Below are 15,544 nucleotides of genomic sequence, written 5' to 3' on the forward strand. Positions count from 1 at the left end.
ACCATTTGATCATATGACAAGATGTGTATCTACCTTAACTTAATGATTTTGATAAAAATCATTAGGGGATTCATCAGAGCACTGCTTCTCTCTGAGCTGCGGATCATTCTGTATTTAATACTTCCATTTCTTGAAATAGATTTCTGTACTACATTATTCTCTAGCCAAAAGTCATGTGTAATATCTTTCACAGGCAATCGAACTATCCCATCTAGTACTGACCAATCAATGGGGGCTTTATGCATTCGAGACAAATGCTCTTCAAAGATAGATCGAATTACTATCGCAGTCCCTTTCCAAAATATACTTTTCGTGTACATAACATTTGGCCCTGAGTCTGAAAGAAACCTCATAGGTATAAGAGAAAAAAACTTGGTGAGGAATGGAGTTGTTAAGCGAATTATTTCAGCTTCGGTATCGCTTGAACCTTCAAGCAATTTGTTCATTTTTACAGGAGTTGTACCTAATGCGGTACAAATGAAATCGCCTAACTGCTTCAAGTCCATTAACTGGGATTTCTTGGGTTTTCCTGTGGTACTTATAAACCGCTTTAGTGAATGACCATCAACTAATACATTATCGAGTATCTGGTCCCTAATTAATCTGGAAAAGCTTTGCGAGCTGTCAAAGAATAAGTTTTGTGCTGATGTTGGTTTACGAAGGTGTAAGTGGTAGTCAGAAAATACCTGTCTAATCTTTTGAGTGACTGGCTCTAAGGTGTCCGTGTTTGTAACAATGAATTTAACTCCCAGCGTATGGTACTGAGTAGGACTAGCATTCGTAACTCTGTCCTTAAACAAATTCAAACGGTTCTGACCATCACATACAAGACGGTCAGATGAACTTTCTAATGTGGCTGTGACGACTTCTTTGTTACCAATAGATATTTCCTCATGGAGTTTTAATGAAGAAACAAAGACAGTAATGCTAGGGAGTACTGTATCCTCCCTATTGTCGAAATACTTAATCAAACCTTGTGCACGACCTTTCTCAAGGTCTCTCTGTCTTTTTTGATACTCATTTAAACTATCTGAGCTCTCTTCTTCAGTGAAGTTCTCAGCAAATTCTTTGCCTGTTATTACCCCCTCAAATACAGAAATGCCATTCGTGCAAATACCCTCGTTAGCTCTGAAGAGTACTAATTGAAGGTCTTGTTCAGAATAAATTGGTGTGTACATGTCTTGACCCGATGACTAAAAGAATAGAAGTAAAATACCATATAAATACACCTCCTTCAATATATGTGCACAAAAAAGTGCACTAAGTATATTTAAGTCTATAAAGTGTGTTTAAATATGGTATTATATAGTTGTCGGTCTTTAGTAATGGTTCAGCCAATGGTTAATATTTTTGAAACAACAAACCTAATAGAAAACGAATTGGTGGCTTTGCACGAGAGTGTTAGCTTCAAGTTCAATGCGGTTGTAGAAGAGTTTATAACGATTTTGCGATCTAGTGATTCGCTAGTGTTTGTTCCTTGCAGTATGGGTAAAGACTCCAGCACAGTTTTGAATGCTGCTTCTGAAGCTTATCGAGTTTGTATTCAAAATGGTTGGATCGAAAAAACTCGCCCCTTAATTGTTTCAACGGTTGACACTCTTTCGGAATCACTTCCAATGGTTATGTACACCAGGTGGGTTAAATCTAAGTTTATTGACTATGCAAAAGATAACGATATTAACGTTTACTACGATATTGTCACTCCGTCATTTCATGAAGAGTACGCGAACAAATACCTGACTAGTAATAAGCTAATACCAAATGCACAACGTAATAGTGACTGCAGCTCTATTCTCAAAATTGTTCCTAGCGAAAGATATTTAAAAAACCTATTGGACCGCTTTAAATCAGACGAAGAACTACAGCAATACACCCGTTTTGATGTGATTTGCGCTACAGGGCAAAGAAACAACGAGAGTACAAAGCGAAAAGGTAATATGGTTATTCAGGGAACCAGTGATAAGTCTATAAGTGATTTATTGAAAGAGATGAAAGAGTCTGACTTAAATACAGGCTACCCACTGTTTCTATACGCTCCAATACGTGACTGGTCTACCCAAGAGGTTTTCACTTCCTTAGAACTTTCTGGAGCTAAGCCTCTTACTCGTAGTTTAGCTGGGCTCCCTCCCCTTCCCGGCTTCCTTTCTGATTTCGCCCTGCTTTTGGCCATTTATGGGAATGCTTCTTCTGATGTCTGTGAGATTGCAGTAGGACAAAAGAATTCAAATGGTTGCAATGGATCTAGTCGATTTGGATGCACACTATGCACAATGGTTCAACACGATAAAACCCAAAACTCACTAGCTAAACATACTCGATGGAAAGTGTTTTTACAGGAAGAGGTTCTGCGCATTAGAGATTTCATGTTTCAGCTGAGTTGCAATATGGATGCGAGAATGATGCATGCCAAAGCTATCGATTTTGCAGCATATCAACGAGTAGCATTTCAGCCGAACGTTCTAAAAGTAAAGTATTTAGAAAAGTTGGTTAGGTATTTTGCTCAAATTTCAATTGAGTCATCTAAAAAAGCTGAAGAGTTCAAACGACTATATAAAAGTGGGTACGTCGACCAACATGAAGGCGTTATAGACATCAAAAATGATAGAAGCTTGAACGCTAAAGCCAGAAGAGCATTTCTTGATATGTACATTCAAGAGGCCCAGAAACCCTTAATAAACATTTTTTCTGAAAAGCATGCTGCTTATCTTTCGTTTAGATGGAGTCTAGATGGAGTAAATGCCCTTCCCTATAGACCTTTGGTTATCTGGAATGAACTTTTGAGAGGTAATGGCTGGATTCCTTATCCTAAAAGTAATGCAGAGTACGAATCTATTCATGGAAAAATCAGCATTAACTCATCGAAATTACCTGAAGCCGTATTAATGAAAACTCTTAATGTTGACAATGACCCAGTGCGGTTTATTGATAATCATAAGTCCTTTCTTAGCTACTGGGAGCGTCCAATAGATGCGAGCGATTTGAATGAAAGCGATTTTAACTGCACCACGAAGATCCTCCCTAAAACACAGTTACCTGTAAAAGTGAGTATTGCTCATAATTTAAAGCTGGAACCAATCAGCCAGGACACTTCTCGATCTAAACATTGTGATCTCTTAGGAAGGATTTCAGTGATGGTCAATGCTGAGAGAGTTGAACTCTTTGATTTGATTTCAAGTAACTCTGATAAGGTAATCAAGTTGGAGTGTAATGGACGTAAAGCTTCTAGTGCATTTTCAGAGTACTTTAAAACTAGTCTACTTAAGGGTTATGCAAACAAAAAAGCACTAAATTGGTATAACGAAATTGATGAGCAAATTAGTAGCATTGAATTTAGTTCTATCCAAGAAGCTACGAAAGTGATTTATGCATCCTTTAGTTCTATGTTTGGCGGTGGAAAGATAAACACCAAGCTTTCTATACCCTATCTATCGCATGTTACTGATATCCAATACCAGGAAAAGGCTCGAAAAGTTAAACCTTCATTAGATTTCACAAAACGTGTAGCAAAAATTAGATCAGGTAAACTTACTAAGGGAACAACAAGACTCTCTTTCTATAATCTTGAAACAAATCCAAGACTTCACTATGCGCATGCAGATAATCATAGAGTGCTTCACCCTGACATCGATCTCTTGGGCGAAGAAGTTAAAGATGTTTTTACACCAGCACATTATATTGACCCTAATGCCGCTCTAGGCGACAAGTTAAATATTGTAGTTAATGAAAGAACTCTCAGTCAGTGGCACTTAACCCAACCTTACGAAAGAATTAAAGCTGAACATGATCTTGCACTCATTCAGAACATAAGAAGACGTAGATTGTCTCTCTCTAATAGAAAACAATCAGTACGGTCCACGCAATTAGGAGCTGTGGCACGTTCTATGGTAGAGACAGGGGCCGTTAGGATATCGTTAAAGTACTACCCGACATTCCTCGACATAGCCAAGAGAACAGAGTTACTGTCAGAACTTGGTTGTTTCGACTACCAAGACATGAATGCATCAGAACTAAAACAATTGCCTTTTATGGTTTCTATGCAAAAGCATAGGATCGATAAAGCTAAGCTATTACTTCATGTTCGGGAGCGTAGAAACGCAATAAGACACAAAATAAAGCTGCAACTGTCTAGGCCGTTGGAAGGCTGTGAGAGTAGATTAAGGAATCACTGTGATAGATTGAAGAAATACCTGGCTCGATTTGGTGAATCAACTGTCAAGCTAAACAATCCCACACTATTCTTGACCGATAATCAGCCTCAGATTCATCGAACATTAAAGTGCTGGTCTTTATTAAGCTCAGACTCGTTCAAATCGATTGAAGAGTTCTACAAAAGTTCTCTCTCTACTAACCAACTAACAGAACTGAATGCTAAGCCATCTATTAAGAAGGAAATTACACACTTTACAATCGAACAGCTAAACTCAGTTGTTTCAGTACTAGAGCAATCTATTGCGATGAACTGGGCACTTAAAGGAGTGTATTCAAATGCCATTAATAGTATTGATAGTGAAACAGTTTCAAAAATCGCTAAGGTATCTAAAGACCTATCTAACTTGAAATTTGACGATGTTTTTAAGTATAAAAGTTCAGAGGAATATCTTTGTCTAAAAACTGAATTGAGAAATCTGAATGCAGCTCTATACACGCGACTAAGTAATATCGAAACACCAGCCTCAAATGTGATTAACTTAGACAAACAAGATTTTCTAGCTTCATTTAACCCAAGCGTAGAAAACTACTTAACTCGGTTGGGAGAATATGAGTCAAACCTATCTGAGGCTCTTATCACCCTCGAGTGGTTTAAAGCTCAAATTGAAGATATAAAGAGATTTTCTCTTCGTGAAACAATATCAAAGTTTTCACTCGAACAGCGTCTATCTCTATCAACGGATTTATGTACAATGCCAGTAAATACGAATGTTACAATTTCTCCTGATCGAGTCGATAGTAATATGCATACGACAAAAGTAACTAAACGTTCTACAAGAAATGTAACGCCAAAACCCTTACTCGAATCACTATTAAATCTATAAAACAATTATGTTTACTTATGACTATAAAAACGATTTATCTCTCTTAGCTGAAGCGTTTAAACAGAGTGAAAGCACAATAAAACTGTGGCAGAAATCAAAGCCGAAACAGGCTTTCATGTTGGATAATGCATTCAACTACTGTAATGATTACGATGAACTAAAGCTATTTGTCAACAGGCTGGTGGAATTGGAAACCATAAAAGAGGTTAACGCCGAACTAGGATTGCCTAGTGCTCCAGATCGACTTGTAGATGAAGGCTTCTCTAAGTCTGCCTATTGGAAGTGGTTTAAGGAAAACAGGCACTTGTATGTTGCGATGGTTATGGGGTATTCAGAGTTTAAGGTTCAGAACCTAGTAACCAATACTAACCAGGATTTGATAGCCAAGATACTAACTAACCTAAGTAAAAAGGAGCTGGTATCGCTCTACACCTCTGACCCAGATAGTTTAATTAAGTTAATCAATACGCTTAAGTGATGTGAATTTTTGGGGTGATATACAGTGTATATTCTAATGGGACCAGTATTGATGTCACATTGTAAATATACACTGTATATTTTAAAGGGAGCTATTTGTTAAAATAGTATACAGTGTATATTACTCAGATATCCATCTGGCATAGTGTTCCAGAACTCTTGATTAACTATTAATCAACATGGTTGTTCAAAAAAAAAGTATTAGAATATACAATGTATATTCTTAATCTAAAGTGTTTTAAATACTACAATTTTTCAGAATCAAGCGCGTAAGTACCCATCATAGTTGCATCAGCCGAACTGTTTTTCATACTTATGAAAACCACGGACTTACTTTTATCGAATTGGTCATTCGTGCACCCAATTAGACAACGACCCACTTTATGTGGTTTTGTTAATTTGTATATTCCAATGCCGATAGCATTGATTGCTCTAGCGAAACTCTTAGATAGTCCTGCCATAATCAACTTGTTGGCCATTTCGGACAGCTCCTGAGCATATGAATCTGTCATGTTTTCTGCCTTTATCTTTATCATTGAGCTCGAACCAAGCCACCAGTTGTTGTAAGCACCAGACTTACCTTGTGCGAGGACAATGTCTTCGATTGTGTACTCAATACCGAAGATGGTGAGTATGATACAACCACGAATGGCAAAATTGAGTTTACGTGGAATGTCATCCATATAGGTATCTGCTATTGCACCTCCTAGGCCGTTTTCTTTGGGCCAATTTACATTTGACACTAGCCAGTTAGAAACTTCATGTGACCCCTTCCTGCCAGCAAGTACAACCAATTTTGCTGGCTCCTTGTGACAAGCGTTGTAGCAACGGACTCCATCATAAGGTTGACCATGGGTGATACAGTGGGATTGTTCTATGAAATTGATATTAGTTAAGCCATCGAGATTAAATTCAAATGCGTTTGAATGAATGGTAGCCACAAAATACTCCTTAGAAAAAGCTCACTTGCCGATACGAATTAATGAATACAGATAAATACTTTCGGAATAACTAATAGTTCATAAGTAAACAGAATGTAAGGTGAGCCTAAGAAAAAAGAATCTAAGTTTGAGCTCTGTTGATACAAGAATGATCTAAGCTTGTTTAGATGAATTAACAAAATAATAGTAAAATTAAGATAAGGGAGATCCATGGAAGGATTGGGTATTATTGTCTTTAACGGTATAGGGATGCTTCTGTGTTTCTCTATTGGTTCTTTCGTTGCGTACTTTGGTTATAAAATTTTCAAAAGAGGCGCCTCGTTAAAGGAAGAGGAGCAACTAATCGAATGGAACAATCTCAAGGTTTCATCAAAAGGTGGAGGAGCAATAGTTACATCATGTTCAGCAATTTGGGCAATTGTGGGCTTATATGTTAGCCCTGGCATTTCAAATACTCCAAATGGGCCGGATTATACATCAATTCATAATAAACAGAATATAGAACTTAAGGTTGCAAGTGCGTACGTTGATGACCCTGAATCTATATTGGATAACCCTGAAGAGTTAAAAAAGTATTTTTCCGAGAGTTTGTCATCAAGAGACTATGACGTTGGAATTATTCACGTGAATGGCCGAATTGGAAGGTTGGATTCAGACTCAACAAACTACTTGGTTGATAGTTCAGGAAATACGACCTTAACAGCTGAGGCAGAAGGGGAGTTTGGTAAAGTACTAGTTTTATTCAGACCAAAAGTTAATGAAAAAAATCAATTGATATTTGATGCAGATGCTTTGGTTAAGAATGTGGATATAAATCGTCTAGATAAAGTAACGAGTTCAGACTAATAAATCTTTACTATTCAAGCTACGTTGGTCTTTGGTCATTACCCATAAATCACTGAATAACCCACAGAAACAGAAATACCCAGAATCAATATGCACTTTACGACATTACCTCTAATGGTACAATGCGACATAATTTTCAATAAAAATACTACAAAATGTTCCTAAGAATAGAAAAAATTACAGTTAAGAATCTGTTTGGTTTTTTAAACTATGACATTGAACTTCCAGAGTCCGATCATGTGGTTATTACAGGCCCCAATGGCTATGGTAAGACTATGCTTCTCAAATTGATTCATAATGCTATCTCAAATAACTACAAAGAATTATCTAAAATAAGTTTTGATACATTCGAACTGAAAACCAATCTTGGTCTTGTCCGTTACTTCAACTCAGAATCTGGTATGCAGATCGAGTCATTTCTTAATGACACAAAAAAGATCATCATTCCTTCAACCCAAAACTTGTCTGAAGAAAAGGTATTTGATTACAGAAAAGCTTTTTCTATTCTTATCCATTCTGTACATCTGAATGACGAAACTGAAGCATATAGCATCATTACAAAGCAAAGAGCGTTTCTAGAAGATAAAATGAAGTTTGCGCTAAGTAAATTGCACAAGCTTGACCAGTTGGTTTATGACTTATTTTCATGCATTTCAATAGAATCACACGAAGTTCAAAATAACGCATTACCGTACATGCAGAAAGAGAGGATAGTTGGCCTACAAGACCTGTTAGCACCTTACACTCGTTTCGGATTGCTACCAAAGTCGAGTAAGTATCTCGAATTGAATGACTTAAACCTTGTATCAGACTACACCATTAACTTGAGTGATAAATTGGATGAAATATTCTATGAAGAATCTTTGCATGAAGACTTTGTAGGACGTTTGAGCGAGTTCTCGAAGCTAATTGAGAAGAAAAAGTTTTCATTTAAAACTATAGCAGTTAACCCGGAATACGGCTTCGCATTCTTCAATCATGTTGGTGCTAATATACCTTTAGAAAAGTTGTCTTCAGGCGAGAAGAACCAAGTATCTATTTTCTTTGATCTAATTTTCAAAGCAGAAAATGGTGCAATCATTTTGATAGACGAACCTGAGGTATCTCTACACATTTCATGGCAGAAAGACCTCCTTAATGAGTTCTCTCAAATATCAAAGTTTAATCACTACTCACAGCTTATAGTAACAACGCATTCACCGGATGTGATTGGTGATGAGTGGGAAAGTTCAATTGACCTCTTTGACAAGCATGTGATTGCAAAGAGTAACTAGTTATGTCGAGTTTAAGAGATGCTACCAGAGAACGTAGCGATGAAACTAAATTTAGCGCTCTGCTTTTACAGGTCCAAACTGACCACGTAGGCAATAGGATTATATTTGTTGTTGAAGGCGACTCCGATATTACTCTGTTTAACATGGTGTTGAGAAATACAGAGTTCTTTTACTGCACTCCAGCAAGTGGAAAGGCGGATGTCATAGAAGCTGTTGATAGGCTGAGGACTCGTATTTCTAATCAAGTTTACGGTATAGTCGATGCAGACTTCGACCACGTACTAGAAAAGACTTACAACGATACATTTATGACGGACGTGCATGATACAGAAATTATGATGCTTCATGATGAATTTATCACAGATTTTATAACTGAACATACACAAAATCATATTCTGGGTCCGATGCAGATCGATGAAGTTGGTCAGAGATTAATGAGTAATCTGATGAGCGTCTGTAATGAAATCGGTCTTGTAAAACTCGCTTGTAGGTTGCTGAATTTGAATGTGAGATTCAAAGGTATGAACTACTTTACTAGCGAAGCTGTGACGGTTAACGATTTTAATGTGTCAATAAACATTCAAATCTTAATCGAAGCTGCAATCAGAAGAAGTCCGAGAGTAGAACAAACTCATTGTATCGACATATACAATAAATACGTAGAGTTAAATCAAGCTGGTTATTGTATATATCAGACCGCGAATGGGCATGACTTTTGCCAGTTGCTGGCTCAAGTGTTTAAGCAACCATTATCATCAGATAGAAATGTAACTGTCAAAGGGGTAGAGAAGTATCTTCGAAGCAAATATACAAAGGAGAACTTTGAGCGGACTAATTTATATGAGCAAATGATTAGACTTATTGAGACCGATGCAGAGGTAGAAGAAGTAGCGTAGTTTTTAGGATATCATATTGCCTCATTTCAACAGAAGTGAGGCGTCAATAACTATAACTTTCGTTACTCACTTACTTGAACAACTTTGTTGCCGAAGTATCTTAGTACTTTAGTTGTCCTACCGTTGATGACTGGCAAATCTTCTTTGTTAATCCATCCAATTAGCTCCTGAACATTAGATTTTCCGAATTGGTTCAACTTATACTCACTATCGTATATGCAGTTTGCCATACGTGTTACAGGGTCTCCAGTGCCGTATAGTAGGTATATCAGAGTCTTTTTTACCCTCTGTTCTTCATTACTTCCCATAAAGCTCTCCTTTAATGTATTGAGGCCACCTTTGTAGAAGCGAAACCGGTCATGGAAAGAGTGCAGAATGCAAAGTGCCTCAACTATATCAATCATTGAAGCTGATATGATTGCTTCCTTTGAACCGAGGACTTTTTTTATAAGGGGATAATTATGCGGAACAATGCGATCCTCAAAATGTTCCCATTTTGTATTCATCCATTCATTAATAAGTTTTGCCGTTTTAGACCGTTGTTGTTCATCCCATCCAAGAGGTTGGTGCTTCCAAGTGTCTTGAGTGGCATAGAAGTCGCGAACAAAGCTGAAGAATGAGTCAATTTCTAATCTTAATGGTATTAAGTCACCGTTAACTTTTCTATCGAAGGTTTTGTAGATTTCTACTATTCGATTAAAAGCACTAACTGATTCTTGATATGAACGCTGGTATGTATCTTGGAAAATAGACTTCTGTGATGCTTTCTTTTTACCGCGATTGATGTTCGAGAAGTTCACATCCCCCATGGTGTCGATGACATCGTGTTCCATGTCATTTAATAGTTTATTTGCATGATAGTACTTGTTATAGATACTCCGATAGCATTTGACTGCATCTCTATTGAGCACTTTTGCGTCACGCCAGTATTCACTGAATAACTCTTGCAGTTCTATAAATCTATGATCTTCCGGGTGGATGCCAATCATAACTTCTTGATTAGAATATATGGCGGATCGAGTTAGATTCGCTGAACCCAACAAGATGGACTTATCACCAAAAATGTAAAGCTTAGGATGGAATGAGTTGGTCGTGAAGAACCTAGCTTCAACCTTATTATTGTTTAGTAATCTATCTAGTGCAGATGGTGAGGTTGGAAAACCAAGTCGCACAATGATTTTTAAATTACATCCTTTTCCAAGGACCTCATCTATAACATCAAACTCTGTGAAAAAAGCTGAAGCAATGAATAAGTCCATTCCATCTTCTATATGATCTGTGATGCCATGTTTAATGAAATCATTTTTTGAAGTTCGATTAGTATACAAGTCCATTGGTTTGCTCTCATCACTCTCTTAAAATAGTACAAGCCATTGAGGTTGATAAAAGAGTAACTTATATCAGTAAAAGGATACACTGGCCTAAAGAATTCTGTGGCTACAAGCTTATTTTCGCAAGTTTGGAGTTGATCAAGTAAAGATATAAGGGGAGGGGGAGTTGTATATTTTCTGGTTTGAAAAAAAGAACCCCCTCCTACGCAAAAGCGTAAGAGGGGGACAGAGATAAACGCTTGGGGGCAATTTAACTCCGAAGCGAATTATATACAGGTTTACAGCTTAGTTCAAAGAAAATGACACTATAAACAGTTAAATGCCCAATTTTTCAGCATGATAGATAAACGCCACACTATATGGATAATCCCCAATCTCCTAAAAGCTGATCAAGCTGCTGCTTTTGCTCATCGCTTATATTTTTAACTGTGAAACTGAACTCACCTTTCAAGGAGTCATGTTTTACGTGAACTTCAGAGCCGTTATCAAGTTTCTTCTTAAGTTTCTTTGGCTTTGTCAATGCATCTTGCCCTTGATCCTCATCATGCTCGGCATAGCTGTATGACAGAATCTTTTTTACGATTTGAGCGTTGGCGTGTTTAGCGCTTAATGCTGTAAGCCTTAGGTTTTCTGTCTCTTCTAATAAAGATGAGCAAAAATTTTCAAAGCCTGATTTTTCTTTATCAGAAAGGCTAGTTATTTTCTTGTCTAATTCAATTATTGAAGGTCTTCCTAGATCAGGAACACTAGGAATGACATCTATTAGCCATTTTGGTAGCTCTGCCGCTTTTATACCAGCTGAGACTAAGTTTTTGTCATAGCCTTTCTCGGTGGCAATCTGAATATTGTTCAAACCTTGTTCTTTCTTGAGGTTCAGCCATTGCTTACCTAACTCATAGAGAGACATGGGTCTATGTGTATTACTTACTTCAGATAAAGACTGCTTACTTTCGCGTGTAATATTTTGACTTGTAGCATAGATCTTAAAACCGCGCTTACTGTAGAAACAACCGCTTCTGCGTTGAGAGCCATCAATAACTTCATAAGTGACACCCCCTTGTGAATCAGTGTGTTTTATAGCAAGACCGGGATAGAGTTGACCCTTATCAGAGATCTTGTTGGTAATATCTATAACTGACAGCCGAGACATAATTGATTGATCTCGAACATTATCCTCTGATACGAATGTTTCGGCTTCAATTTTATCAAAAGGAATTTCGACCAGTTGAAACAAGACTTCTTGGCCATCAACCGCAATTTCTAGTTCGGATACTCCTGCTTGAGCTGCCTCGTTAAGGAGTTGCTCCTCTTTCGTTGTGATTGCAACACTATCTGATGATAACTTCGAGGTACGATTACCACCTGGTGTATAAGCTTGGACATTTCTTCTATGACTTGACATGGTGCCCTCTTTATAAATCGATATCTTTTAAGTGATCTTTAAGCTCATTTGCTAAATCAATTACTGAGTCCTTAGAGTCACGTAGCTGTCGAGGGATACAAATACCTTCGCTAGAAGCGACATCTAGTACTGTTCGATAATTTTTGGCTGCGGTATCAAAAGCATTTGAGCGAATGATGTAGTTATTGAATACCATGGAACGGTACTCATCTTTGATACGATTTGATAGCTCAGTATCTCGGTCTTTCTCTTCTTCGACGTTGGTACGGGCAATTTTAATCCAACGAATACCTTCTGAACCTTCTGGCAAAGCTCGAACCTGGTTAGGTAAATTATCCAAGAATTGAGTTGTGGAGCTCCAGTCGAGAGCCTTTGGAGATACTGGTACCAACAAACCATTACAAGCGTACAGTGCACTCCAAGTAAGCGGGTTGATTTGAGGTCCTGTATCAATAAAGATTAAGTCGTATTGGTTACGAATAGGGTCGATAACTCGTTCTTTTAATCTTGGAATTAGGTTTTCTTCTCCGAGCCAATGTAAAGACGAAAATCGCTCATCCTCAGGAAACGCTGGCATGATTCGAACATTAGGTAAGAAGGTATTAAGGATTGCTTCATCAATAATATCCTCATGACTTAAACCATAATTCACGAAATTTTGATATAGAGAATCTTTACCCTCAAGATCCGCTGTCATAATGTCAACGGCAGTGAGTTGGTCCAGATCATTTTGTTTGTATTCCTTAGATTGAGCGAACAATTTAAGTGAACCCTGTGGATCTAAATCAATGATTAGAATGCGGATACGTTCAAGGTGCTGTAAACCTAATGCCTGAGCCAGGTTAATAGTCGTCATGGACTTACCTGTACCACCTTTCTGGTTCTGTACATTGATAATATGAGTACCACGATTAAAATCAGACCATTTTGGCTTACCAGCTAAATCGAGAATTTCATGAATATAGTCTGGCGAATACGCATACTTACCACGGATCATTTCAGGTGGTTGATAGCCTTGCTCCACCCAATCTTCTTCCTTTTTCTTAAACGTGTTGACAGAGTCCCAGCCACACATTTTGCTCATTTTGGTTTGTGGAACTGAGTGATTAAGAATGACCTTGCTGACTTCAAACTGTTCATCGAGTACAACCTTCGATTGCTGAAGGATGTTTGCTCGACGTTCTGACTCGGTACGACTTACGCTCTCGTTTGCTTTTTCCAAATTCTGCAAAACGGATTCAGTGACTGATGACATTGTGACTCTCCATAAAATTGACAGTCACATTGTCAATTAACAGGTGATGACTGTCAATGATAATTAATGGGTATCAATGATATGTTGAGGCTATCATTTTTATTTGAGGCTTTCATCACAGAATCCTAATGAAAAAAGTCAAATACAGTGCGAACAGAATCTATAGGTTGATTTTGTCGCTGTATATGGTCAGATATCTGAGTGTACAGAAACACAATGTATACCCTAAGTTATTAATAAATAGAGAAAAAATAATGAGCGACATTAAAGAGCAATTGCTAGTATTTTTGAGAGAACGGACCGCGGTAGAGGCTGTTGTGTCTCCGAGTGTTTATGTAAAAAGTACTGCAATCCCACGCGAAGATAAGTTAGAAATTGTATTACATCGGCAGTCTACTCCATATAACAGTAAACATTTCATTGATGTGATGATAGAAGTACCTTTAGAAATCAACAGAAAAAATTACGAAATTATTAAGAGCTGGCCTATGTGCAAACTAAACGAATACTCAGATTCTAGTATGTTATTAGTGAAACGCGAAGACTAAAAATCTTGAGTTGTTGAGTAAAGTATGCTTAACGTATATAGTTAAGCATACTTTACAAAGATAGGTTTCTTGTTACCGTGACTAAAGACGAATACATTGAGTGCTATAAACGAAAAGGTTGGACTACAGCACACCTAGCCAATCGGTGGGGGTTTAGCAAGGTAAGAGTCTACCAAATTGCAGAGGAAGTTGAGCTAGGGCATAGTAAGAAACAAGCTCATATAGATATGCTTAACGGGCTACCCAAAGCGCCAAAATCTATTCGAAAACCCTATAAAGAAAACTAGGAGAAGCTTGTGAAAAGGCTTGAGAATGTAATGGAGAATAACAACCTAGCTTTGAGCTTTGGTCCTGCAATAGACTTCTTTGTTGACTGGGGCTTCAAGATAGCGCTTTTAATTTTTGTAGTGGTGTTTATTTCATCTCTAATCACTACTTACTTCAATGGTGCACTACATACTAATGCTCTGTCTGTATTTGGATTGACAGGTTATTTAATCGCTAGTGCTATATATCAAGGCCTGAACGATCATCATCGGGGATACTAATATAAATTTTTCATTTGGCGCTATACAAGAATTGAATCGCGTTCCGTCGCCGGAACGCTGTGAGTCAAAACAAGGTCAAACGTGATATGACATTCAAAGCCGTGCTCCGTTCGGAGACCATTTACTAAGTTGGTGCTCCTCTTTGTTTGGTTCATTTGATAGTGTTTTTGCCTGAGGTTTTTGACCAAGCAAAGCACTTGTTGATCGCTGCTTCTACGATAGATATTTCTACAAAACTACCACTTGTTTAATCCTCTTCGGTATCAAGTGGCATTAGCCATTTATTGAAAGCACCCTAAATCTAACAGTTGCCTTTTTATTTCAGCGAACTGGTCAATGTCAATTATGCTTAGTTGCAGCATTCTATTTGTAATGAATTTTGGTGTTACGTTCATCTGTAAAGCTATCTGCCTCAAACCAATATCTTGACTCAAGTAATTCATCAATTGCTCGTCACTCGAACTGTTCCAGCTATTGGTGGAACGAGGAACACTTTGAGTGATAGTAGTGTTGGTCGAGGTTGCATTTTTCGGCAATTGTTTAGGTTTAATTGATATTTGGTTCTCTGTGTTGTGGCATAAAGAACTTATGCTTTCTACTAGCCCAATTAGACCGTACTCAAAATGAATGTATGGAGTGAAAGTGATAGAAACTATAGATGCATTAGATAGTATCGACTTCGCTAAATCCATTTCGTTGCATTTGTTTTTAGGGATCAACAAATTTATCTTGCCTTCACATTTAGTCTCGATACCAATTACAAGTCCGCCTCTTTTTTCGTGCATTGCATCACTAATAACACCAGCAAAAGTACATTTGGGGCTAAACTTTGATACTCGTTTTCGCCAAGCGTCTCGGTCACGACTTTGCAGTGAAGTAATATATTGCTGACTTGTAGAGGCTGATTTTGGTCCAACAGAGATAATCCATTTAATGAGTGATGGCCAATTTGAGATTTTCATGAGCTGTACCTGAAGGATAATTACACAGTAT

Annotated in this window: 13 protein-coding genes; 7 read left to right on the forward strand and 6 right to left on the reverse strand. The window is 37.6% G+C overall.

The features are described from left to right. Positions 1-29: 29 nt before the first annotated feature. Positions 30-1,178: a DGQHR domain-containing protein gene (locus tag R7H07_RS20900; protein WP_206959950.1), complete on the reverse strand. Its 1,149-nt coding sequence runs from the start codon at positions 1,176-1,178 to the stop codon at positions 30-32. Between the two features lie 147 nt (positions 1,179-1,325). On the opposite strand from R7H07_RS20900, the gene R7H07_RS20905 reads away from it, so the two are divergent. Further along, positions 1,326-5,033 carry a hypothetical protein gene (locus R7H07_RS20905; protein ID WP_139351517.1) on the forward strand — a complete coding sequence of 1,236 codons (3,708 nt, stop codon included), beginning with the start codon at positions 1,326-1,328 and terminating at the stop codon, positions 5,031-5,033. Between the two features lie 7 nt (positions 5,034-5,040). After that, positions 5,041-5,511 carry a hypothetical protein gene (locus R7H07_RS20910; RefSeq protein ID WP_025633942.1) on the forward strand — a complete coding sequence of 157 codons (471 nt, stop codon included), beginning with the start codon at positions 5,041-5,043 and terminating at the stop codon, positions 5,509-5,511. A gap of 244 nt (positions 5,512-5,755) precedes the next feature. Here the strand turns inward: R7H07_RS20910 and R7H07_RS20915 are convergent, their stop codons facing one another. Further along, positions 5,756-6,451: a hypothetical protein gene (locus R7H07_RS20915; protein ID WP_025633943.1), complete on the reverse strand. Its 696-nt coding sequence runs from the start codon at positions 6,449-6,451 to the stop codon at positions 5,756-5,758. 210 nt (positions 6,452-6,661) lie between these two features. Between R7H07_RS20915 and R7H07_RS20920 the strand changes: the two genes are divergently transcribed. The 3 genes from R7H07_RS20920 to R7H07_RS20930 all read left to right on the forward strand — a co-directional run bounded on the left by R7H07_RS20920 (position 6,662) and on the right by R7H07_RS20930 (position 9,467). Beyond that, positions 6,662-7,297 (forward strand): hypothetical protein, encoded by a 636-nt coding sequence (locus R7H07_RS20920; RefSeq protein ID WP_077284329.1) that lies wholly within the window; start codon positions 6,662-6,664, stop codon positions 7,295-7,297. A 155-nt stretch (positions 7,298-7,452) separates the two neighbouring features. Then, positions 7,453-8,571, forward strand: coding sequence for an AAA family ATPase (locus R7H07_RS20925; protein ID WP_042776222.1), 1,119 nt, complete (start codon positions 7,453-7,455; stop codon positions 8,569-8,571). Between the two features lie 2 nt (positions 8,572-8,573). Beyond that, complete coding sequence (locus R7H07_RS20930) at positions 8,574-9,467, forward strand: DUF4435 domain-containing protein (RefSeq protein ID WP_077284327.1); 894 nt, start codon at positions 8,574-8,576, stop codon at positions 9,465-9,467. A 62-nt stretch (positions 9,468-9,529) separates the two neighbouring features. On the opposite strand, the gene R7H07_RS20935 is transcribed toward R7H07_RS20930, so the two are convergent. The 3 genes from R7H07_RS20935 to R7H07_RS20945 form a co-directional block, all read right to left on the reverse strand. After that, a complete protein-coding gene (locus tag R7H07_RS20935; RefSeq protein WP_077284325.1) occupies positions 9,530-10,801 on the reverse strand; it encodes a phospholipase D family protein in 1,272 nt (423 codons plus the stop codon). A gap of 352 nt (positions 10,802-11,153) precedes the next feature. Then, entirely contained in the window at positions 11,154-12,200 is a 1,047-nt protein-coding gene (locus tag R7H07_RS20940) for a ParB N-terminal domain-containing protein (protein ID WP_025633951.1), read from the reverse strand. 10 nt (positions 12,201-12,210) lie between these two features. Beyond that, positions 12,211-13,455: a ParA family protein gene (locus R7H07_RS20945; protein WP_025633952.1), complete on the reverse strand. Its 1,245-nt coding sequence runs from the start codon at positions 13,453-13,455 to the stop codon at positions 12,211-12,213. Positions 13,456-13,709: 254 nt separating this feature from the next. Here R7H07_RS20945 and R7H07_RS20950 point away from each other — a divergent pair, with 254 nt between their 5' ends. Both R7H07_RS20950 and R7H07_RS20955 read left to right on the forward strand, forming a co-directional pair. Further along, a complete protein-coding gene (locus R7H07_RS20950) occupies positions 13,710-14,003 on the forward strand; it encodes a hypothetical protein (protein WP_025633953.1) in 294 nt (97 codons plus the stop codon). 296 nt (positions 14,004-14,299) lie between these two features. Beyond that, entirely contained in the window at positions 14,300-14,551 is a 252-nt protein-coding gene (locus tag R7H07_RS20955; RefSeq protein WP_025633956.1) for a hypothetical protein, read from the forward strand. 281 nt (positions 14,552-14,832) lie between these two features. Here R7H07_RS20955 and R7H07_RS20960 read toward each other — a convergent pair whose 3' ends face one another. After that, positions 14,833-15,513, reverse strand: a complete 681-nt coding sequence (locus R7H07_RS20960; protein ID WP_025633958.1) for a hypothetical protein — start codon at positions 15,511-15,513, stop codon at positions 14,833-14,835. Between the last annotated feature and the right edge of the window lie 31 nt (positions 15,514-15,544).

Source organism: Vibrio sp. Vb1127 (assembly GCF_033338735.1).
Classification (GTDB): domain Bacteria; phylum Pseudomonadota; class Gammaproteobacteria; order Enterobacterales; family Vibrionaceae; genus Vibrio; species Vibrio alginolyticus.

Excerpts from the sequence above, each read along its gene's own strand:
- R7H07_RS20940 (WP_025633951.1), bottom strand. The coding sequence starts at position 12,200 with ATGTCAAGTCATAGAAGAAATGTCCAAGCTTATACACCAGGTGGTAAT.
- R7H07_RS20905 (WP_139351517.1), top strand. The coding sequence starts at position 1,326 with ATGGTTCAGCCAATGGTTAATATTTTTGAAACAACAAACCTAATAGAA.
- R7H07_RS20945 (WP_025633952.1), bottom strand. The coding sequence starts at position 13,455 with ATGTCATCAGTCACTGAATCCGTTTTGCAGAATTTGGAAAAAGCAAAC.
- R7H07_RS20920 (WP_077284329.1), top strand. The coding sequence starts at position 6,662 with ATGGAAGGATTGGGTATTATTGTCTTTAACGGTATAGGGATGCTTCTG.
- R7H07_RS20930 (WP_077284327.1), top strand. The coding sequence starts at position 8,574 with ATGTCGAGTTTAAGAGATGCTACCAGAGAACGTAGCGATGAAACTAAA.
- R7H07_RS20960 (WP_025633958.1), bottom strand. The coding sequence starts at position 15,513 with ATGAAAATCTCAAATTGGCCATCACTCATTAAATGGATTATCTCTGTT.
- R7H07_RS20935 (WP_077284325.1), bottom strand. The coding sequence starts at position 10,801 with ATGGACTTGTATACTAATCGAACTTCAAAAAATGATTTCATTAAACAT.
- R7H07_RS20925 (WP_042776222.1), top strand. The coding sequence starts at position 7,453 with ATGTTCCTAAGAATAGAAAAAATTACAGTTAAGAATCTGTTTGGTTTT.
- R7H07_RS20900 (WP_206959950.1), bottom strand. The coding sequence starts at position 1,178 with ATGTACACACCAATTTATTCTGAACAAGACCTTCAATTAGTACTCTTC.
- R7H07_RS20910 (WP_025633942.1), top strand. The coding sequence starts at position 5,041 with ATGTTTACTTATGACTATAAAAACGATTTATCTCTCTTAGCTGAAGCG.
- R7H07_RS20950 (WP_025633953.1), top strand. The coding sequence starts at position 13,710 with ATGAGCGACATTAAAGAGCAATTGCTAGTATTTTTGAGAGAACGGACC.